Origin of the sequence: Ornithinimicrobium jinqii, from assembly GCF_045032595.1 — a bacterium.
In the GTDB taxonomy this organism is placed as follows: Bacteria; Actinomycetota; Actinomycetes; order Actinomycetales; family Dermatophilaceae; genus Ornithinicoccus.
Window position 1 is genome coordinate 68,125 of sequence record NZ_JBJFZS010000021.1, and the last position, 19,609, is coordinate 87,733.

Genomic DNA, 19,609 nt, shown 5'->3' on the forward strand with positions numbered 1-19,609 from the left:
GGGTAGGGGCGGGGTCCGACACCGCGGACCGGTCAGCGGGCGGTGACCTCGAAGTAGGTCGTCGTGCCGGAGACCTCGTTACCCACGATCACGAGCGGGTTGCCGGTGGGGGACTCGGAGGCGGGGACGAACACCAGGCCCTCGGCGCCCAGGTCGCCAGCCTGCGCCAGGGCAGCAGCGATGTCGTCGTCGTCCCCTGCGTCCTCGACCGAGACCTCGAAGTTCCGGTTGTTGACGTAGGTGACGAAGGACGCGTCGACCGGGTCGGTCACGTCGTAGACCATGACGCCGCCGATGCGCTCCAGGCCGATGAAGGCGTAGGTGCGGCCGTCCACCTTGCCGACGACGACCCCCTCCGGCTCGGGGCCCTTGTCGTCGGAGCGGCCCTCGACGTTGGTCTCGGAGTGGTTGGAGTTGAACCAGTCAGGGACCGCCTCGGCGATGATCTCCTCGAACTGCGAGCCGGAGTCGAAGACCAGGTTGCCGGCGCCGTCGAAGATCGAGAAGCCGCGCGAGCCGTAGGTGTAGAGCTCGGAGTAGCAGCCCTGCTCCTCGTCGAGGCCCTGAGCGGTGGTGATGTTGAGGCGGCCGAGGTTGTCGTCCGCCTGCAGCTCCTCGACGGTCATGTGGACCTGCGCGGCGACGGACTCGCAGATCGGCGGCCGGCCGCCCACCTCCCCGAGGTCCTCGACGCGGGCCTCCTCGGAGTACGCGTCGTAGTCGCGGGCGTCGCCCTCGTTGGCGGTCGCGAGGTATGTCGTGCCGCGCACGGTCCAGGAGTCGATGGCGTCGGGCAGGCGGAAGCCCTGGACGGGCCAGGTGGCGAGGTTGATCTCGTCGTCCTTGTCGGACGCGTCGAACGGCACCTCCATCCGGTCCACGGTGCCCAGCGGCAGCAGGTCGGTGACCGTGGCGGTGCGCACGTCGACGACGGCCAGCGCGTTGGCCTCCTGCAGCGTGACCCAGGCCGTGCGCCCGTTGTCGGAGACGGTGACGTACTCCGGCTCGAGGTTCTCCGAGACGGGGAGCTCCGGGATGCCGGTGCCCGCGTCCTTGCGCCCGCCGAACACGCGCACGCCCTCCGGCAGCGCGTCACCCTCGAAGGCGTGGAAGTCGGCGGTGGCCACCCTGCTCTGGGTGATCGCTCTGGCACCGTGCTGGGCGGAGCGGCCGCGCTCCGTCAGCTGCTTCGGCAGCGTGACCACGGAGATCGTGCCCTCGGGGTCCACGCTGTAGTCGTCGGCGGGCTCACCCTCGTTGGCGACGAGCGCACGATCACCGCGCGGGGTGAGCGTGACCATGTCCGGCAGGGCACCGACGCGGTAGGCGCCGAGGACGACAGGCTCTTCCTGCCTGACGTCGACGACGAGCAGCCAGCCGTCGTCGGTCTTCTCGGGCGCCTCCAGCGCGACGACCGCCAGGCCGTCCGCACGGACGGCGACCGAGTTGGCGACGGTGCCGTCCGGCACGGTCGAGCGGTCGGCGGCGGCGACGCCGGTCGCGGAGATCTCGGAGACCTTGACCGGGTCGGTCGGGTCGGAGGCGTCGAGCACGTCGACGGTCCCGGTCTGCGCATTGACGACCAGCGTGCGCTCGCCGGCGGCGTACCAGGCGACGATCTCGGCAGCGGACGCGTCGAAGACGCCCGTCTCGTAGCTGCCGACGGGCTCCAGCGTGAACGCGGCGTCGTCGGCGGTGTGCTGGATCGGGTCGGGGACGACGCCGGCGAGGGCCGGGGCGGCGGTGAGGCCGCCGGCCAGGGCGAGCGCGGTCGCGACGCGCAGGGTGCGGGTTGACATGGGGGAGGACCTCTCGACGGCGGCACGGACGACCGGCCCGAAGACCGGCGTGCGCCGAACCTATTCACTCCGCCCAGACGTCCGGTGAGCACGAGGTGAACGGCCGGGGACCATCGCGTGACCACCCGCCAGGACGTCTCGAGCTCCGCGGGCGGGGGTCACCTCTGCCGTGGCCGCCGCTCCGCCCGGCGCTCGGCCCGGTCGGTGAGGAGCCAGTCCGCCGTGATCGCCAGCCAGCGGTCCTGGCTCTCGCGCAGCCGCTCGAGCACGCCGTCGACCTCGGCCAGGTCCAGCAGGCCGAGCGCCGACACGGCGACCACGGACACCTCCTTGTCGTCCTCCTCGACCGCCGTCACCAGGGCGTCCAGCGCACCCCGCGCGCCAGGGTCACCGATGGCCGCCAGGGCCTCTGCTGCGTGCCGGCGCACCTCCGGAAGGGTCGAGCGGTCGAGCAAGCGTTCCGCGAGCGCGGGGACGGCCGGGGTCCCCAGCTGCTCGAGGGCTGCCGTCAGCTCCCGACGCCGCGCCTCGTCCTCGTCACCCAGGCGGTCCACGAGCGTCGGCACCACCTGGGGCGTCCCTGTCCGCCCCAGCGCCCACCAGGCCTTGGCGGCCACGGCCGGGTCCGGGTCGTCGGCCAGCGGCAGGATGTGGGGCACGGCGTCCTGGTCGCGGATCTTGCTCAGCGCGTGCAGCACCTGCACCCGCGAGGCGTCCGGCCGGTCGAGCGCCGCCAGCAGGTGCGGCAGCGCCGCCTCCGCCTGCGCCACGACCGCCCACGTCAGCGTCTCGCGCACGAAGAAGTCGTCCTCGGAGACGAGGAGCGACACCAGCTCGGCCGCCATCGACGCATCCGCGAGCGTGCCGAGCCGCAGCGCGGCCTCCTGCCGGATCGTCGGGTCGGGGTCGTGCACGGCGCGGCGCGCCCGGTCGAGCGGGGAGGGATACGTCATGGTGGGCGACGCTACCGGCGCATAGGGTCGGTGCATGAGCGCGCACCCCGCCCCACCCCCCGAACCACCGGCCCAGGAGACGGTCGACCTCGCGCACGCGCTGTTCGACCTCGCGCGGGCCGGGCGTGCGGAGCAGCTCGCCGCCTACGTCGACGCCGGCGCACCCGTCGACCTCGCCGACCCGGCGGGCAACACGCTGCTCATGCTTGCCGCCTACCACGGTCACCCCGACCTCGTGCGCGAGCTCGCGCGCCGCGGCGCCGACGTCGACCGGCTCAACGACCGTGGGCAGTCCCCCCTGGCGGGAGCGGTCTTCAAGGGGGAGGACGAGGTCGTCGCCACGCTCCTGGACGAGGGGGCGGACCCGGACGCGGGTGTGCCGTCCGCGCGCCAGACCGCCCAGATGTTCGGCCGGTCCGACCTCGTCCCGGCCGATCCTGGCCCGGCGGGGGAGCCGTCGTGAGCGAGCACCGGCCGTCACGCGGTGTCCTCGTCACCGGAGCCTCCCGGGGTGTCGGGGCGGCGGTGGCGCGCGCCTTCGCCGGTCGGGGCGACCGGGTGGTGGTGCACTTCCACCGCAACGAGCAGTCCGCCCTCGACGTGCTGGCCGTGCTGCCGGGGGAGGGGCATGCCGTCGCCGGGGCGGACCTGGCCGACCCGGCGGCCGTCGAGCGGCTGGCCGCCGAGGCGGTCGCGGCCCTCGGGCGGGTCGACGTCCTCGTCAACAACGCGGCGATGATCGTCCCGCCCGCCGAGGGCAGGGGGAGGCGCGGGGACCACCCGCTGGAGGAGACGTCATACGCCGACTGGGTCGCGGTCTGGCAGGAGACGCTCGCCACCAACCTGCTCGGCCCGGCACACCTGATCTGGCAGGTCGCGCGCCACATGGTCGACGTGCCGCCGGCGCCCGGGCAGCCGACCGGGCGGATCGTCAACGTCGGCAGCCGCGGGGCATACCGGGGCGAGCCGGACATCCCCGCCTACGGTGCGAGCAAGGCCGGGCTGCACAGCCTGGGCCAGTCGATGGCGGTGCGGCTGGCGCCGCACGGGATCGCGGTGACGAGCATCGCACCGGGGTTCATCGACACCGAGATGGCGGGCTACGCGCTCGCGGGCGAGCAGGGCGAGAAGGTGCGCGCGCAGAGCCCGTTCCACCGGGTCGCGCGACCGGAGGAGGTGGCCGAGGCGGTGGTGGAGCTCGCCGACCCGTGGTCGCACTGGGCCTCCGGCGCCGTGCTCGACTTCAACGGGGCGAGCCACCTGAGGTGAGGACACGGAGGCGGCCCACCGCCACGCGCACGGCATACCCGGAATAGCCCTCCCTCAGCTCCTGTTGTTGTGGTTGATGCATCAACTATTCAGGAGAAGGTGAGCCCCATGCAGTTCGGTCTCTTCAGCGTCGGCGACGTCACGGCGGACCCGACCACCGGACGCACGCCGAGCGAGGGTGAGCGGATCGAGGCCATGACGCGCATCGCGCTCAAGGCCGAGGAGGTCGGCCTGGACGTCTTCGCGACCGGCGAGCACCACAACCCTCCCTTCGTCCCGTCCGCACCGACGACGCACCTCGCCTTCATCGCTGCCCAGACCGAGCGCCTCCTGCTGTCGACCGCGACGACCCTCATCACCACGACCGACCCTGTCCGGATCGCGGAGGACTACGCCTTCCTGCAGCACCTCGCCCAGGGCCGCGTCGACCTGATGATGGGCCGCGGCAACACCGGCCCGGTCTACCCCTGGTTCGGCAAGGACATCCGCCAGGGCATCCCGATGGCGATCGAGAACTACCATCTGCTTCGCCGCCTGTGGCGTGAGGACGTCGTGGACTGGGAGGGCAGGTTCCGCACGCCGCTGAACGGCTTCACCTCCACCCCGCGACCGTTGGACGACACCCCGCCGTTCGTGTGGCACGGCTCGATCCGCTCGACCGAGATCGCCGAGCAGGCCGCCTACTACGGCGACGGCTTCTTCCACAACAACATCTTCTGGAACATCGAGCACACGGCCCAGATGGTGGGCCTCTACCGTCGCCGCTTCGAGCACTACCGGCACGGTGCCGCCGACCAGGCGATCGTCGGCCTGGGCGGTCAGGCGTTCCTGGCCGGCACCGAGGCGGAGGCCAAGCGTCGCTTCCGGCCCTACTTCGACAACGCCCCGGTCTACGGCCACGGGCCGAGCCTGGAGGAGTTCACCCGGACGACGCCGCTCACGGTGGGCACGCCGGAGATGGTGATCGAGCGCACCCTCGGCCTTGCCGACCAGGTCGGCGACTACCAGCGCCAGCTGTTCCTCATGGACCACGCGGGGCTGCCGGTCGAGACCGTCCTCGAGCAGGTCGAGATCCTCGGGCGAGAGGTCGTCCCGGTGCTGCGTCGCGAGTTCGAGGCGCGTCGTCCCGCCCACGTCCCCAGCGCCCCGCCCACCCACGGCTCGCTCGTGGCCGCCGGACGGGACGCGCCGCACCACCTGGTCGCCCCGGCCCGGTCGGCCGCGGACCGTGCCGCCGACCGCGCCGCCGGGCGCGTCGCCGCCACCGCCTGACGCCTGTCCCACCCACCGCCGACCCCAGGGAGGCCCCGCATGTCCCGCCGCATCGTCGTCATCAGCTCCGGTCTGTCACGTCCCTCGAGCACGCGCCTGCTCGCCGACCGCATCTCCGAGGCGGTGGCCATCCAGGTCAGCGCCCGCGGCGAGAGCGCCGCGGTCGAGGTCGTCGAGCTCCGCGAGCTCGCGCAGGACCTGGCGACCACCATGACCACCGGGGGTATGGCGACCGGCACGGTCGCGCGCGCCCGTGACCTGGTCTCGTCCGCGGACGGCGTGATCGCGGTCACTCCGGTGTTCACGGCGAGCTACTCCGGGCTGTTCAAGATGTTCATGGACGTCCTCGACACGGACTCGCTCAACGGCATGCCGGTCCTCATCGCGGCGACGGCCGGCACCGCGCGGCACCAGCTGGTGCTGGACCACGCGCTGCGGCCGTTGTTCACCTACCTGCGGGCGGTGGTCGTCCCGACCGGCGTCTTCGCCGCGACGGAGGACTTCGGCGGGGACGGCGCGGGCGGGCTGACCGACCGGATCGGCCGCGCGGCGTCCGAGCTCGCCGCCCTCGTGGTCGCCGAGTCGGGCGCCGTCGCAGGGTTCACGCAGGTCGGGAGCACGGGCCGCGCCCGCCGCAGCGGCAACGACCTGGCCGAGGTCACGGACTTCGAGGACCTCATGCAGGGCCTCGGCCGCTGACCCGGGGGTCAGGTCAGCCGTTCCCGGCCGCGTCCACCCGCAGCTTGTCCTGCGCCGGGACCCAGTAACCGTCGATCTCGCCACCGCTCAGCTGCCAGGCCGGACGTCCCTCCACGACGCCTGACCGGTAGGACGAGGAGAGACGGCCCGGCTGCAGGGTCACCTCCTGCGTGTCGATGGGTGTTCCGTGCTCGTCGTACCGGGTGGCGGTCGTCTCGACCTCGTCCGTCACCCGCAGGACGACGGCGGGCCGGTACTCGTGCACCTCGACCGGGGTCGTCGACCACGCCTGGTCGGGACCTTCGGGGACCCACCAGCCCTCCAGGTGACCGGACGTCAGCCGGATGACCACGGGGCCCTGGGGGATCCGGCCCCGTCGGTCGTAGTCGACGGTGGCCGCCCCGTCGAGGTCGACGGGCTGCGTCTCCAGGACGACCATCGAGCGGTCGCTGACGTGCTGGGCGTCGTCGTCGAGCCGGTAGGCGGTGGTTGTCCGCGGAGCGACCACGGCCCGCCCCGGTGCCGTGCGGTAGGCGGGGTGGTCGTCGCGGAAGGTCGCTGCCCGGTCGACCCACGCGGTGTCGTGCGACATCCGGTACAGCATGAGGAACTGCTGCTGGTGGTGCCAGTGGTAGGTGGGAGCCTCCTTCTTCTGCCATACGGAGTACAGGCTGTACCACTCGGGGGTGCGGAAGACGGGCTCAGCGGTCCGGTCGACGGTGTACATCGCCCCGCGCCACAGCAGCTCGGCGTCGGGGTGGTCGTAGTCGTTCATCATCCAGTAGTCCCAGATGCCGTACATCGACCACATGTGGCCGTTGAGGACCCGCTCGCTGTCCATCACCGGATAGCGGGAGTACTCCTCCAGCCAGAGCATCCCCGCGTCGTCGACGAAGGAGCTGAAGTAGCCGACACCGTCAGGGGCCTGGAGGAACGCGGCGAACGTGTGGTCGGCGGCGTCGCGCCAGAACTTCTCACCGGTCACCTCGTGGAGTCGCACGAAGAGGGACAGCGCCTGACCCGAGCTCATCCCGGACGCCCACGGAGCGGTCAGAACACCCTTGCCGTTGCGGAAGAGGTCGAAGTCGAAGTCGTAGGGGAAGTACCACGCTCCGTCGATCTCGTCCCTCCGGTCCACGATGCGCTGCGCGTTCCGGGTCGCCACGTCCAGGTACTCGGGGTCCCCGGTCAACCGGTAGGACTCGAGAGCGCTGAGGCCGTACTGCGCCTGCGCGATGGGGTGGTCGTACACCGTGTCGTCCCAGTCCGCCTCGAACATGCGGACCCCCGTGCTGTCGACCAGACCGAACGGCAGAGGGACGACCTCCCCGCTCTGGTAGGGCTGCATCCCGAGCGGGATCGGTTGCGGCGCGACGGCGGAGATGGAGAAACCGTCGATCCGCTCTCTCGCGGCGTCGACCGGTCGCGGGGTCACGGTGCGGTCCGCAGGCGCGGCAGGCACAGAGGTAGGCGCGGGCGCGGGCGCTGGCGCAGGCGACGACGTCGCGACAGGACGTGCCGGCGCACCGCTCTCCGACGACGATGCCCACGACAGCCCGACGACACCCACCGTCGCAGCACCCAGGGTCGCCGCCAGCAGCCATCCAGTCTTTCGACGCCCCACGTCTCCGCCCGTCCTCCCGCAGCAGCACCTCCCGGGTGTCCCGGACCGGGCCATCACACCACACGACTGCCGCGCGACGAGCTCAGCCCGAGCTGGCGTCCAGGTCGTCAGGACGTCCGGACGCTGGCCATGACCCCGTGGTGGTCCCCAGGTGTCTCCCCGTCTCGTCGGCGACACTGTCGTCATGACCGCCCAGCCCGAGCCGCGCCGCTCCTGCGGTGGCGTCCTCGGAACCCTCGTCATCGTGGGGGCGGTCATCGTGGGGACGGTGCTCGTCTCGCCCGACCTGCACCTCACCGACCTGCGCGACGCGGCGATCGACCCCCTGGCCGGCGTGCCCGGCTCGGGCGGCGACGGTTACACCTTCATGGCCACGACCCCGGGCGGCAACCCGGTCACCTGGCCCTGCGACGGCACGATCGAGGTGGAGGTCAACCCGCAGGGGGCGCCCGAGGGGTATGCCGCGCTCATCGCCTCTGCGGTGGGGCAGGTCAACGACGCGAGCGGGTTCACCTTCGAGGTCGTCGGGGAGACCGACGACCGGGAGCTCCGGGAGCGGGGGGCCGGGCCGGTGCTGCTCGCGTGGGCCGACGAGGAGGAGGTGCCTGAGCTGGCCGGGACCACGGCCGGGACCACGGCCGGGATCGGAGGCGCCTCCTACCTGCAGGGCCCGGGGGGCGGGGGGCACGCCGTCGGAGGCATGGTCGTGCTCGACACCGACACCCCTGGCGGGTTCCTGCGCCGCTGGGACCTCGAGCCGGTGCTCGTGCACGAGCTGGTCCACGTCCTGGGGCTGGGTCACAGCGAGGACCCGTCCCAGCTCATGGCACCGGAGTACGCCTCCCAGCGCGGCCTCGGCGACGCCGACCTCGCCGGTCTGCAGGCCCTGCGCGAGGTCGCCTGCTCCTGACGGTGGGACCGACCGCCTCGGGCCAGGACTACCAGGCCCAGGTGTCGAAGACCCGCTGCAGCTCGGCGGCGTGCCGCGACGGCACGTAGGCCACCGTCACGTCCTGGCCGTGCCCGATCTGCGCGTGCCGCTGACCGGGGCCGGAGACGGCCTCGTAGAGGTCCTGCATGACGTCGAGGTCCGCGCGGTCCCAGTTCAGCCGGGGGTGGATCTCGCGGGTCAGCCCGTCGACGGTGAAGCGCAGCACGCACCGGTCGTGGTCACGGTCCAGCTCGCCGCTCACGTCTTGCAGGAGGTGCGAGGTCCCGGCGGCCTCAGCGAGCCGCCGGAGCACGGTGGGGTAGGAGTCCGCGTCCTTGACGAAGCCGGGGTCGACGTGGAGCACCTTGGGGTGGTGGGTCAGATTCCCGTCGCCGTCGCGGGCCAGGCAGTGGACGAGCGCGGCATAGGGGTGGCGCCGCACCCAGCCGGCTGCCTCGCCGTCCTGCGCGATCTCCTCGGCCGTGACGCCGTCCTGCGGCTCCAGCCCGAGCCTGGCCAGGGTCTGGACCTGCACAGCCACAGAGGGCTTCTGCGCCGGCGGGACCGCGGCGGGGGGCTCGGGGCTACCGCTGCCCCGCTTGCTGAAGACATCGAGGATGCCCATGGCCCCACCCTGCCACTGTCGGCGCTGCGCGGCAACGGTTCGTCGTGCGGATCACACCCCGCTGGCCCCGGCGGCACCGCATACCCGCAGACTTGCCGGATGAGCACCATCGTCTTCGTCCACGCCCACCCCGACGACGAGGCGTCCCAGACGTCCGGGACCATGCACCTGGCGGCGCGTGCCGGGCACCGCGTGGTCGTCGTCTTCGCCACGAACGGTGACCACGGCGATGCGCCGGAGGACCTCGCCGACGACGAGACGGTCGTCCTCCGCCGCCGCCGTGAGGCGCAGGCGTCCGCCGAGGTGGTCGGGACCGCACGGGTGTCGTGGCTGGGCTACGCCGACTCGGGCATGGCCGGCTGGGACCAGAACGCGCACGACGGCTCGTTCCACGGCGCCGACCTCGACGAGGCGGCCGACCGGCTCGTGGCCGTGCTCGACGAGGAGGACGCGGACGTGCTCGTCACCTACGACTGGCACGGCGGCTACGGGCACCCCGACCACGTCAAGGCCCACCAGGTGGCGATGCTCGCGGCCGGCCGGGCGGAGCGGTCCCCTCGGGTCCTGCAGTCCACGATGAACCGTGACGCGCTGCGGCTCATGGCCGAGGCGGCCCGCGCAGCGGGCGAGGACGTCGACGACTGGGACCCGGATGCTCCCATGGACGACGGGAACCCCTTCGGGACGCCCGAGGCGGAGCTGCACTGGCGCGTCGACGTGCGCGCCGTCCTCGACGTCAAGCGGGCGGCCCTCGCCTGCCACGCGAGCCAGCCGGACGCCCGGGAACTCCTGGAGATGCCGGACGCCCACTTCGCCGCGTTCCTCGGCGACGAGTGGTACGTCGAGCCGGGGCGGCCCCCCGGCCTGACCGAGGGACCGTTGGTCGACTCCTTCGGCTAGTGGTCGGTGAGCTGCTGCAGAAAGGCCTGGCCGCGCTCGCTCGTGGGGGAGTCGAGGACCTGCTCCGGCGGTCCCTGCTCGGCGATGCCGCCGTCGGCCAGCAGGACGACCCGGTCGGCGGCCCGGCGGGCGAAGCGCATCTCGTGCGTGACGACCATCATCGTCATGCCCTCGTCGGCCAGGGCCCGCATGACGTCGAGCACCTCGCCGACCAGCTCGGGGTCGAGGGCGGAGGTCGGCTCGTCGAAGAGCATCACCGCCGGGTCCATGGCCAGGGCCCGGGCGATCGCGACCCGCTGCTGCTGGCCGCCGGAGAGGTTGTCCGGGTAGGCGTCGGCCTTGTGCGCCAGCCCGACCCGTTCGAGCAGCTCGGTGCCGCGCGAGCGCGCCTCGGCCTTGGACCGGCCGAGAACCTCCCGCTGGGCGACGGTGATGTTCTCCATCACCGTCATGTGCGGGAAGAGGTTGAAGGACTGGAACACCATCCCGATCCGGGCCCGGAGGCGGTTGAGGCCCTTCTCGGTGTAGGCCAGCCGCTCGCCGGCCACCTCGATGGTGCCGTCGCTGATCCGCTCGAGACCGTTGACGCACCGCAGCAGGGTGCTCTTGCCGGCGCCGGAGGGCCCGATGAGGGTGACGACCTCGCCCTCGGCGACGTCGAGATCGATGCCGTCGAGGACTGTCGTGCTGCCGAAGCGCTTGACGATGCCCCGCATCTGCACCATGGGCCGGTCCTGCCCGTCCGCCGTGGTCATGAGGGCTTCACCCCTTCCTGCTCGGACTGCCGCACCTGCGCGTCGCTCTCCGGCCGGCGATGGGCGCTGAGCCGATGCTCGAGCCAGGCCACGAGGGCGGTCAGCGCGAGCACGATGACGAGGTAGTAGATGGCGACCACGATGTAGGCGGTCAGCGGCTCGTAGGTGGTCGCCGCCATGTTGCGCGAGGTCTGGAACAGCTCGGTCATCCCGATGAAGGAGACCAGCGAGGAGTCCTTCACCGCGATGATGTACTGGTTGCCCAGCACCGGGAGCGTGGTGCGCAGCGCCAGCGGTGCCTGGACCCGCTTGAGGGTCTTGACCTTCGACATCCCCAGGGACCGGGACGCCTCCGTCAGTCCTTTCGGGACCGCCTGGAAGCCGGACCGGACGATCTCGGCGATGTAGGCCGAGTTGTGGAAGGCCAGGGCCAGGGCGCCGGCCCAGAACGCCGGGAGGGTGACGACAGCGGTCAGACCGAAGTAGATGATGAAGATCTGGGTGATCAGCGGCGTGCCGCGGACCAGGCCGATGTAGGCGGTCGCCAGCCACCGCAGGGGCCGGACCTTGCTCATGGCCATGGCGGCGACGGCCGCGCCGCCCACCATGGCCATGAGGAGGGCGGCGGCGGTGAGCCGCAGCGTCACCGAGGTGGCCTCGATGAACAGCGGGGAGTACTCGGCGAACAGCTCGAGGAAGTTGGTCACCTGAGGGTGTCCTCAGCCCTCGGTGCTCTCGACGGCGTCGTCGGTCGCGCCGGTGGTGCCGCCACCGGTGGTGGAGATGTCCTTGCCGAAGTACGTCGCGGAGATCTCGGCGTAGGTGCCGTTCTCCTTGATCGTGGCGAGGGCTTCGTTGAGCGCCTCCTGCAGCCCGGTGTTGCCCTCCTTGACGGCGAACGCCGGCTCCTCGGTGAAGACCGGTTCACCGCACTCGACGAGGTCGAGACCCGACTCCTGGATCTGGTAGAGGCCGACGTTGCGGTCGGTCATCGCAGCGTCGAGCCGGCCGGTGGCCACGTCCTGCAGGGCGGTGATGTCGGAGGAGAACGTGCGCACCTCGCCGATCCAGTCGCCACCGTTCTCGTTCAGCCAGTCCTGGTAGGTGGTGCCGCTGGCCACTCCGATCGTCGGCGAGTCCAGCTCGGAGATGTCGGTGCACTCGGTCCCCGGTGCGACGAACGCCTGGGCGCCGGAGACGTAGTAGCTGTCGGTGAAGTCAACCTGCTCGTCCCGCTCCTCGGTCGGGGTCATCGAGGCGATCAGCACGTCGTAGCGGTCGGCGTCGATGCCCTGGATGAGGGTGTCGAAGGCGCCCGTCTGGGCGTCGACCTCCAGCCCGAGCTCCTCGGCGACGGCGACGCCGATGTCGTGGTCGAAGCCGGTGAGGGTGTTGCCGTCGAAGTAGCTGAACGGCTGGAACTCACCGCTCATGGCGACGACGAGCGTGCCGTCGTCGATGAGGCCGAGGCTCTCGGCCCCGGCAGCTGCGGTGTCGTCGCCGTCCTCCTCCGCGTCGGCGCCGCAGGCGCTCAGCGCGAGGGCCGCGGCGCTGGCGGCGGCGAGGGCGGTGAGGGTGCGGCGGTGCGGGCGTCGGGTGGTCGAGATCATCAGGTGTTCTCCTCCGGGTCGTCGAGGGCCGGACCCGCGGCTGGCTCTGCGGCGCACACCCGTGAAGGTGTGCCGTGCTGCCGGTCGTACCGGCGCTGCAGAGGGGCGGGCCGACCCAGCGGTCAGTTCCACCGTAGCCAGGGTCAGGAGGGTCGCCCACACCTCTTGCGCGGGCACCGTCCGATGCGCTACGCGCGCGCGCGTTGGGCTCCGGCCAGCTGCCCGCAGACCCGCGTCCGGGCTGTTATCAGATCGTTACGCGAACGGGCGTGCACGGCAGACTCCCGTCGTGTTGGGCGCGGAGGCTGGTCCGGAGGACGTGTCCGGTGCTAGTGGACGTGCTTGCGGAACCACGCCAGGCTGGCCGCCCACGGCCCGGACCGGTCGGCGAGGTCCGGCAGCAGCGGCGTGAGCTCGGCGGAGAAGCTCTCGCTGGACTCCCCGGGAAGCAGCGAGGGCAGGTTGTCGATGGCGATGACGTCGAGCGGCTGGTCGGCGCCGCCGAAGCGCCGCACGGGCTCGTCCCACGTGGTGATCGCCGTGTTGACGGGCAGGAGGTTGGCCTCCGAGGTGACGTCGCAGGTGACGTCCCCGACGACCCGCAGCCGGCGTGGCACGTCGACGTCGGCGGCCGTGACGAACGGCTCGCGCTTCTCGCCGCTGACCACGCAGTTCACGAGAATGTCCTGGTCGAGCAGCGCCCGTCGGTCGAGGACGACGGTGTCCGCGCGGTCCCACCGGGTCATCGTGCAGCCGGCGACCGCCAGCGCGTCGACGGCCCCGGAGCCGGACCGGCCCCGTGACCCGATCACGAGAGCGCGCTCGGGCTCGGCCGGCGTGCTGGAGCGGAGCCGATCGTCGAGGTCGGCCCTGGTCATGGGCGCGACACCGCCCTTCAGCAGCCCGCGGTGGCGCAGCACGCTGAGGGCGGCGCCGACATAGCCGGCCCAGTAGCCGAAGGCGACGACCCGCTTGCCGTCCACCGTGAGGAACTCCACGTCCAGGAGCTCGCCACCGCCGCGTCGGAAACGGTCGAGCACCTCGTCGGCGCCGTCCTGGCCCTTGTAGGCGTGGGCGAAGAAGACGTGGGTGTGCTGCAGGTCGGCGGGGTCCTGCGGCAGCTCCTTGATCCCGACGACGACCGCGCCCTGCGGCGCCTCGACCCAGGAGCCGACCGGGGCGGCCGTGCAGCCGACGGCGAGGTACTCCGCGAGCGGGACGATCCGCGTCGGCGAGTCCTCGACCGTCACCGTGAACCCGTCGGCGATGAGGCGGGCTGCGTCGGCCGGGACGATCGGGACGCGCTGCTCGGTCGGGCGCGCCTCGGCGCGGATCCACAGGTGCGGCTTGGTCATGGTCGAACCCTATGCCGCCCGGACGCGTGTGGTCACCGCGACCGTCGTCCCGGTGGCCTGTTCCCGGTGGCCTGTTCCCGGTGACCTGTCAGCGTGCTCGTGCATCATGTGGCCGCATGGGGAGCCTCGAGTCGGCGGCCCGTCGTCGCCGGGCGGCCGAGATGCAGAGGCGCCTCACCGAGCTCGACCGGTGGGACGAGCTGCACGGCCTCGGCTCCGTCCCGTCCGGCTACCGGCGGCCCCCTGCGCGGACGCGCGGCGGGGGACCGGGCCTGCTGTGGCTCCTCGTCCCCGCGCTCGTCCTCGTCGCGTACTTCTTCCCCGCCGAGCTCGGGGCGGCGAGGGCGGGGGTGACCGCGGCAGCCCGGTCCGTGCTCGGGCTGCCCGCCGTGGACGCTCCGACGCGCCCGGACGGCTCGCTCGCCCGGCCCGGGCCCACCCCCGAGCCCCCGCCCGGCACGGCGACGTCGGAGTCCATCCTGGACCGCCTCGACAGGGTGGTCCCGCAGATCGACGTCCGCCAGCTGGGCTGGCAGCCTCCCGAGGGAAGCCGCGTGCTGCCGGTGGTCGACCCCGGCACCGTCGGCTCCTTCGCCTTCGCCCGCACCCAGCCCGGCTCGGACGTGCCGGTCGGGTTCTCGCCGTGCGGCACGGTCCCGGTCGAGGTCAACCCGGTCGGCGCGCCCGAGGGGTATGCCGCGCTCGTCCAGGGGTCCCTCGAGCGGCTCACCGTCGCGTCCGGCCTGCAGCTGGAGCTCGTCGGCGAGACGTCCGAGCGGTGGAGCGACGAACCGCGCGAGCCAGGCTCTCCCGTCGTCGTGAGCTGGTCCGACGCCGGTGACGAGCCGGTCCTCGGCGGCAGCATCGCCGGCATGGGTGGCCCGACGATGGTCTCGGGTCCGGACGGTCGCTGGTGGAACGCCGGCGGTCAGGTCGTGCTCGACGCCCAGGACCTGCCGACCCGGGAGGCGCACTCCTCCGTCCTCGACCACGAGCTCGCCCACGTGCTCGGACTCGACCACGTCGACGACCCGGGCGAGCTCATGTCGCCCACCAACACGGGCCGCACGGCCTTCGGGCCGGGCGACCTCGCCGGCCTCGCCGAGCTGGGGGCGATCGACTGCCCGTGACCGGTCACCGGTCCAGCGCCGAGGCCATCCTGCGGACCGCCTCGGTCATCAGCTCCTGGGAGGTGCCGATGTTGAGCCGGGCGAAGCCGGTGCCGCCCGGTCCGAACGCGGGTCCGGGGGAGAGCAGGACCCGACCCCGCTCGAGGAAGGCCTGCGCGGGGTCGTCGCCGAGCCCCAGCTCCCGGCAGTCCAGCCAGGCCAGGTAGCTCGCCGAGGGCCGGTGGTAGCGCACCCCCGGCAGGTGCTCGGCCAGCAGCGGCTGCAGCTGGGCGGCGCGTTCCTCGATCTCCCTCCGCACCACGTCGAGCCACTCCCGCCCGCCCGTGTAGGCCGCCACCGCTGCATACTGCCCGAGAATCCCTGCGCCCCAGTCCAGCCCGCCGGTCATCGCCGCCGGCCACCTGGACCGGTCGGCCACCACCCCGACCGCGAGCTTGAGCCCGGCGAGGTTCCACGCCTTCGACGGCGAGTGCAGCGCGATGCCCACCTCGCGCGCGGCGTCCGACACGGCGAGGAAGGGGACGAACTGGCGCTCGCTGCCCGGGTGGACCAGCGGGGCGTGGATCTCGTCGGCGATGACCAGCGCCCCGTGCGCGCGGGCCAGGTGGGCGACGGCGGCCAGGTCCTCCCGGGGGGTGACCATGCCGAGCGGGTTGTGGGGGGAGCAGAGCAGGACGACGCGGGTCCCGCCGGCCAGGGACCGCTCGATCCCCTCGAGGTCCAGCCGTCCGCCACGGTCCTGATCGAGCATCGGCACGTCGTCGGGGACCAGGCCGAGCCCCGTGATCCACGGGTAGAAGCTCAGGTAGACCGGAGGGTTGAGCATCACCCGGTCCCCGGGTGAGGTCACCGCGCGCAGGATCTCCTGGACCCCGACGCCCACGTCGCCCATCACCCGCACGCTGCCCGTGCCGGCCACGGGGTCCCAGTCCCAGACGTCCCGGGCGAACCCGGCGAAGGCGTCCACCACGGGCTTCGGGTGGCCGGCGTAGCCGAAGTCGGACCGGTCCACCGCCGTGTGCAGCGCCTCGGCGATCGCCGGCGCGGTCCGCACGTCCATCTCGGCCGTCCACGCCGGCAGCACGTCGGCCTTCACCCGGCTCCACTTCGCCGAGCGGTGCAGGCGCATCTCCTCCAGGGTGACGTCGAAGGGTGACCCGGGACCCGTGGACGCAGCGCTCATGGGGCCACCCTCTCAGGCCCGGGCGCCGCCACGGGAGGATGGGGGTATGGCGTCGCGCACGTGGACCTTCAGCGGCCGGATCCTCGGGGTCGGGACGACCAGCGGGGTGCGGGTGGTCGTCGGTGTCTGGGACGACTCGCCGCTGGGGTCGTTCGCCGACGTCATGGTCGAGCGGGCCGACGGGCACCGTCTGCTCATCGCCCCGAGCCAGGAGGTGGTCGACTTCGTGGCCAGCACCTACACCTTCGACGAGACCCGGGTCGAGCCGGTCCAGGTCGGCACGGACGCGACGCCCGACCGGGGCGTGCCGCACACCCTGCACCTCACCACCGCGTCCCTGGAGCTGGCGGCCGACCTCGGGCGACGGACGGCGCTGGGGTGGCTGCTGCGCGGCATACCGCGCGGGTTGGCCGGCAGCCCCGCGCTCTCGACGGTCACGGACCCGGTGGCCCGGGTCGTCCTGCGTGGCGTGCGCACCCGCGGCAGCGCCGGCCACGGACGTGGGGAGTACTACGGTGCGACCGACATCCGCGCCGTCAGGGCGGTGACCGCGCGGCTCGACGGCGTGGACCTGGGCACGCTGACGCCGGTGGACCCTCCGGCACGTTTCGGCTTCTCGTCCACGCCGCGCCGCCCGGCCCTGACCGAGGTGGTCACCACCGTGGTCGAGCGGGCGTGAGTCAGGCCACCCGGCCCTTCGGCGCGTTCTCCGCGGTCTTGCCCGCCTCTCGCTCGACGACGCCCTCGAGCACCTCGTCGATCTTCGTCATGAGGCCCGCGTCGAGCGTCACGCCGGCGGCCTTGACGTTGTCCGCGACCTGCTCGGGCCGGGAGGCGCCGACGAGCGCGGCCGCGACGTTCGGGTTCTGCAGGACCCAGGCGACGGCCAGCTGCGGCATCGTCAGCCCGGCTTCCTCGGCCAGCGGCTTCAGACCCTGCACGGCGGTCAGGACCTCGTCGCGCATGAAGCCCTGCATCCCCCGGCCCATCTTGTCGTCGGCCGCACGCCCCTCGGTGGGCTGCCGGCCCGGGAGGTACTTGCCGGACAGCACGCCCTGAGCCATCGGGCTCCACACGATCTGGGAGATGCCCAGCTCCTCGCAGGCGGGCACGACCTCGGGCTCGATGACGCGCCAGAGCATGGAGTACTGCGGCTGGGAGGAGATGAGCTGGAAGCCCAGCTCCCTGCTCAGCCGGTGCCCGTCGCGGATCTGGTCGGCCGTCCACTCGCTGACCCCGATGTAGAGCGCCTTGCCGGCCCGGACGATGTCCGCGAAGGCCTGCATGGTCTCCTCCAGCGGCGTCTCGGTGTCGTAGCGGTGCGCCTGGTAGAGGTCGACGTAGTCGGTCTGCAGGCGTCGCAGCGAGCCGTCGATCGACTCCATGACGTGCTTGCGCGACAGCCCCGTGTCGTTGTGGCCGCCCGGCCCCGTCGGCCAGTAGACCTTGGTGAAGATCTCCAGGCTCTCCCGGCGCTCGCCCTTGAGCGCCTTGCCGAGCACCTTCTCCGCCTTGGTGTTGGCGTAGACGTCAGCTGTGTCGAACGTCGAGATGCCGGCGTCGAGCGCGGCGCGCACGCACTGCAGCGCCACCTCGTTCTCCACCTGCGACCCGTGGGTCAGCCAGTTGCCGTACGTGATCTCACTGATCTTCAGTCCGCTGTTGCCGAGGTACCTGTGCTCCATACCCGCACCCTAGCCGCGGCCGCCGACGGTGCCGGACGTCAGGTGTGGGGGCGCGGCCGCAGGGCTACCGTGGGGGTATGACGCAGCCCCAGTCCGACCCGCACGCCACCCCTGAGCGGTGGGACGCACCGCCGCTGCCCGGTCCTCAGACGCCGGGGAGCGGGCTGCCCGAGGTCGTCCCGTCGCAGCCGCCGACCCTGGGACGCCCGGCCGCCTCCGCCCCGCCCCCCGCCCGCCTCGACCGGTCCGACCCGATCATCGGCTTCATGGGCGACATCGTGCGCACCGGGCGCTGGCCGGCGGCGCGGAGGACGACGGTCTACCAGTTCATGGGAGACCTCAAGCTCGACCTGCGCGAGGTCATCGTGCCCGGTGAGACGCTCGAGGTGGAGGCGTGGTCGTTCATGGGCGACGTGCGGATCGCCGTGCCGCCGGGGACCGACGTGGTCGTCAACGGCGGCACGCTGCTGGGGGACGTGCGCACCGAGACGGACCCCCGCGAGCCCACGTCCCGCAGCGGCGCCCGCCTGGTCGTGACCAACTACTCGTTCATGGGTGACGTGAGGGTCCGCGAGATGGGCCCGGACGTCGGCAAGCCCCCGCGCGGCTGGCGGTGGGTCGTCCCCAAGCGCTGACGCAGGTCGGGTCGGGTCGGTCGGGTGAGCCGCGTCCCTGTGCCGGTGCCGGCACCGGTTCCCCACCGCGCCGGGCCAGCTCGGCCTCCGCCCGTCGCAGGCCCCCGTGCTCCAGGCCGGCGAGCGACGAGGTGCCGGCCCACACCCGCCGGCCACGCCGGCTCACCTCCACGTGCAGGGTGCCGGTGAGGTGCTCGAGGGCACCGGGGATGTTGCGGCCCTGCGACGGGAGCGGGACCGGCAGCACGTGCGCCTCCTCGAGGCGTGCGCCCGCCGACACCTCGACGCCCCACCCTCGGACCCGGTCGGTCCCGGACAGCTCCCACCGGTCGTCGCCCACCCGCGCGCGGACCGGGGTGGTCCCCGGGTCGCCCAGCCGCAGCACCCGGCCGTCGGGGAGGCGCACCACGAGCGCGGTCACCTCGGTGCGCAACGTCATACCCAGCGCCCGGGCGTGCACCTGACCGCCGGCGAACGCCACGGTCGCCCCCGGCTCGGCGAACCCGTGCGCCTGCCCCCACCACCACGCGTCCGGGAAACCCTCTGCGCCCCAGTTCTTCTCGGCGTACACCTGCGCACCGTCCAGGTGCCATGTCGCGCTGCCGAGACGCACCGTGCCGGTGGCGCGACCGCAGAGCAGCCAGGGGTGCCAGTACTGGTTGAGGCGCGGCACGCTCTGGAAGACGCTGGATCCGCCGAAGGGCCGCCGGGGCCACGGCGCCAGCGGCTGGAGGACGAGGTCGACCCCGGCGTCGGCGCCGAGGCGTGCGTGCAGGTGGCGGTCGCTGCCGCGGAAGGTCGCCGCGTCGGCGCCCCCGACCCCGGCCGCACGGCCCCCTGCCGCCCCCACCCCGTGGGGGGCGGCCCAGGCACCCGGCAGGCCGTCGGTGCGGAGGAAGCCGTCGGAGGACGCCAGCCCCACGGTCGCCCAGGGCCCGTCCGGGCCGCGGTTCACCCCGATCAGCGCGATGAGGACCCGGCCGGTGGGCGCGTCGGTGACGCGCCAGAAATAGCCCTCCATGGCGACGCCCGGGTGCGAGCGACGCAGGTCCGTCCACGGCAGGTCGGCGCCGGTCGCGCGGTAGCGGCGCAGGGGTGCAGGGCTCACAGCGCCCACGCTAGGCCCACCGGCTGCCGTTGTCCCGGCACGCGGGTGCGGCCGGGGGTGGTCGCCGGACGCCGCG

General features: G+C 72.9%; 20 protein-coding genes. 9 read left to right on the top strand and 11 right to left on the bottom strand.

Annotated elements, in window-relative coordinates; translation table 11 throughout:
* Positions 1-32: 32 nt before the first annotated feature.
* Together ACI3ET_RS10105 and ACI3ET_RS10110 are read right to left on the bottom strand one after the other, a co-directional pair.
* Positions 33-1,799: a choice-of-anchor I family protein gene (locus ACI3ET_RS10105; RefSeq protein WP_405032910.1), complete on the bottom strand. Its 1,767-nt coding sequence runs from the start codon at positions 1,797-1,799 to the stop codon at positions 33-35.
* 158 nt (positions 1,800-1,957) lie between these two features.
* On the bottom strand, positions 1,958-2,752 hold the full coding sequence (locus tag ACI3ET_RS10110; RefSeq protein WP_405032911.1) for a HEAT repeat domain-containing protein: 795 nt from the start codon (positions 2,750-2,752) through the stop codon (positions 1,958-1,960).
* Positions 2,753-2,786: 34 nt separating this feature from the next.
* Between ACI3ET_RS10110 and ACI3ET_RS10115 the strand changes: the two genes are divergently transcribed.
* The 4 genes from ACI3ET_RS10115 (at position 2,787) to ACI3ET_RS10130 (ending at position 5,992) form a co-directional block, all read left to right on the top strand.
* Positions 2,787-3,215 (top strand): ankyrin repeat domain-containing protein, encoded by a 429-nt coding sequence (locus ACI3ET_RS10115; RefSeq protein WP_405032912.1) that lies wholly within the window; start codon positions 2,787-2,789, stop codon positions 3,213-3,215.
* Positions 3,212-4,021: an SDR family NAD(P)-dependent oxidoreductase gene (locus ACI3ET_RS10120; RefSeq protein WP_405032913.1), complete on the top strand. Its 810-nt coding sequence runs from the start codon at positions 3,212-3,214 to the stop codon at positions 4,019-4,021. The genes ACI3ET_RS10115 and ACI3ET_RS10120 overlap by 4 nt, the downstream gene beginning before the upstream one ends.
* A 108-nt stretch (positions 4,022-4,129) precedes the next feature.
* Positions 4,130-5,293, top strand: coding sequence for an LLM class flavin-dependent oxidoreductase (locus tag ACI3ET_RS10125; RefSeq protein ID WP_405032914.1), 1,164 nt, complete (start codon positions 4,130-4,132; stop codon positions 5,291-5,293).
* A 39-nt stretch (positions 5,294-5,332) separates the two neighbouring features.
* On the top strand, positions 5,333-5,992 hold the full coding sequence (locus ACI3ET_RS10130; RefSeq protein ID WP_405032915.1) for an FMN reductase: 660 nt from the start codon (positions 5,333-5,335) through the stop codon (positions 5,990-5,992).
* 13 nt (positions 5,993-6,005) lie between these two features.
* On the opposite strand, the gene ACI3ET_RS10135 is transcribed toward ACI3ET_RS10130, so the two are convergent.
* Positions 6,006-7,427: a D-glucuronyl C5-epimerase family protein gene (locus ACI3ET_RS10135; RefSeq protein WP_405032916.1), complete on the bottom strand. Its 1,422-nt coding sequence runs from the start codon at positions 7,425-7,427 to the stop codon at positions 6,006-6,008.
* Between the two features lie 373 nt (positions 7,428-7,800).
* Between ACI3ET_RS10135 and ACI3ET_RS10140 the strand changes: the two genes are divergently transcribed.
* On the top strand, positions 7,801-8,526 hold the full coding sequence (locus ACI3ET_RS10140; protein WP_405032917.1) for a matrixin family metalloprotease: 726 nt from the start codon (positions 7,801-7,803) through the stop codon (positions 8,524-8,526).
* Between the two features lie 28 nt (positions 8,527-8,554).
* Here the strand turns inward: ACI3ET_RS10140 and ACI3ET_RS10145 are convergent, their stop codons facing one another.
* On the bottom strand, positions 8,555-9,172 hold the full coding sequence (locus tag ACI3ET_RS10145; RefSeq protein WP_405032918.1) for a hypothetical protein: 618 nt from the start codon (positions 9,170-9,172) through the stop codon (positions 8,555-8,557).
* Between the two features lie 99 nt (positions 9,173-9,271).
* Between ACI3ET_RS10145 and ACI3ET_RS10150 the strand changes: the two genes are divergently transcribed.
* Entirely contained in the window at positions 9,272-10,072 is an 801-nt protein-coding gene (locus tag ACI3ET_RS10150) for a PIG-L deacetylase family protein (protein WP_405032919.1), read from the top strand.
* On the opposite strand, the gene ACI3ET_RS10155 is transcribed toward ACI3ET_RS10150, so the two are convergent.
* The 4 genes from ACI3ET_RS10155 to ACI3ET_RS10170 form a co-directional block, all read right to left on the bottom strand.
* The gene (locus ACI3ET_RS10155; RefSeq protein WP_405032920.1) at positions 10,069-10,827 is read right to left on the bottom strand and encodes an amino acid ABC transporter ATP-binding protein; all 759 of its coding nucleotides are present in this window, start codon (positions 10,825-10,827) and stop codon (positions 10,069-10,071) included. The two genes, ACI3ET_RS10150 and ACI3ET_RS10155, sit on opposite strands and share 4 nt — an antisense overlap.
* A complete protein-coding gene (locus tag ACI3ET_RS10160; RefSeq protein WP_405032921.1) occupies positions 10,824-11,534 on the bottom strand; it encodes an amino acid ABC transporter permease in 711 nt (236 codons plus the stop codon). Before ACI3ET_RS10160 ends, ACI3ET_RS10155 begins: the two co-directional genes overlap by 4 nt.
* A gap of 12 nt (positions 11,535-11,546) precedes the next feature.
* On the bottom strand, positions 11,547-12,437 hold the full coding sequence (locus tag ACI3ET_RS10165) for a transporter substrate-binding domain-containing protein (RefSeq protein WP_405032922.1): 891 nt from the start codon (positions 12,435-12,437) through the stop codon (positions 11,547-11,549).
* A 329-nt stretch (positions 12,438-12,766) separates the two neighbouring features.
* A complete protein-coding gene (locus ACI3ET_RS10170) occupies positions 12,767-13,792 on the bottom strand; it encodes a saccharopine dehydrogenase (RefSeq protein WP_405032923.1) in 1,026 nt (341 codons plus the stop codon).
* Between the two features lie 116 nt (positions 13,793-13,908).
* Here ACI3ET_RS10170 and ACI3ET_RS10175 point away from each other — a divergent pair, with 116 nt between their 5' ends.
* Positions 13,909-14,922 carry a zinc metalloprotease gene (locus ACI3ET_RS10175; RefSeq protein WP_405032924.1) on the top strand — a complete coding sequence of 338 codons (1,014 nt, stop codon included), beginning with the start codon at positions 13,909-13,911 and terminating at the stop codon, positions 14,920-14,922.
* Between the two features lie 4 nt (positions 14,923-14,926).
* Here the strand turns inward: ACI3ET_RS10175 and ACI3ET_RS10180 are convergent, their stop codons facing one another.
* Positions 14,927-16,105, bottom strand: a complete 1,179-nt coding sequence (locus ACI3ET_RS10180) for a MalY/PatB family protein (protein WP_405032925.1) — start codon at positions 16,103-16,105, stop codon at positions 14,927-14,929.
* A 46-nt stretch (positions 16,106-16,151) separates the two neighbouring features.
* On the opposite strand from ACI3ET_RS10180, the gene ACI3ET_RS10185 reads away from it, so the two are divergent.
* A complete protein-coding gene (locus ACI3ET_RS10185) occupies positions 16,152-16,784 on the top strand; it encodes a hypothetical protein (protein ID WP_405032926.1) in 633 nt (210 codons plus the stop codon).
* A 1-nt stretch (position 16,785) separates the two neighbouring features.
* On the opposite strand, the gene ACI3ET_RS10190 is transcribed toward ACI3ET_RS10185, so the two are convergent.
* Positions 16,786-17,790: an aldo/keto reductase family protein gene (locus ACI3ET_RS10190; RefSeq protein WP_405032928.1), complete on the bottom strand. Its 1,005-nt coding sequence runs from the start codon at positions 17,788-17,790 to the stop codon at positions 16,786-16,788.
* A 77-nt stretch (positions 17,791-17,867) separates the two neighbouring features.
* Here ACI3ET_RS10190 and ACI3ET_RS10195 point away from each other — a divergent pair, with 77 nt between their 5' ends.
* Positions 17,868-18,425, top strand: a complete 558-nt coding sequence (locus ACI3ET_RS10195) for a LiaF domain-containing protein (protein ID WP_405032929.1) — start codon at positions 17,868-17,870, stop codon at positions 18,423-18,425.
* Here ACI3ET_RS10195 and ACI3ET_RS10200 read toward each other — a convergent pair.
* Entirely contained in the window at positions 18,340-19,533 is a 1,194-nt protein-coding gene (locus ACI3ET_RS10200; RefSeq protein ID WP_405032930.1) for a tocopherol cyclase family protein, read from the bottom strand. The two genes, ACI3ET_RS10195 and ACI3ET_RS10200, sit on opposite strands and share 86 nt — an antisense overlap.
* Positions 19,534-19,609 lie beyond the last annotated feature (76 nt).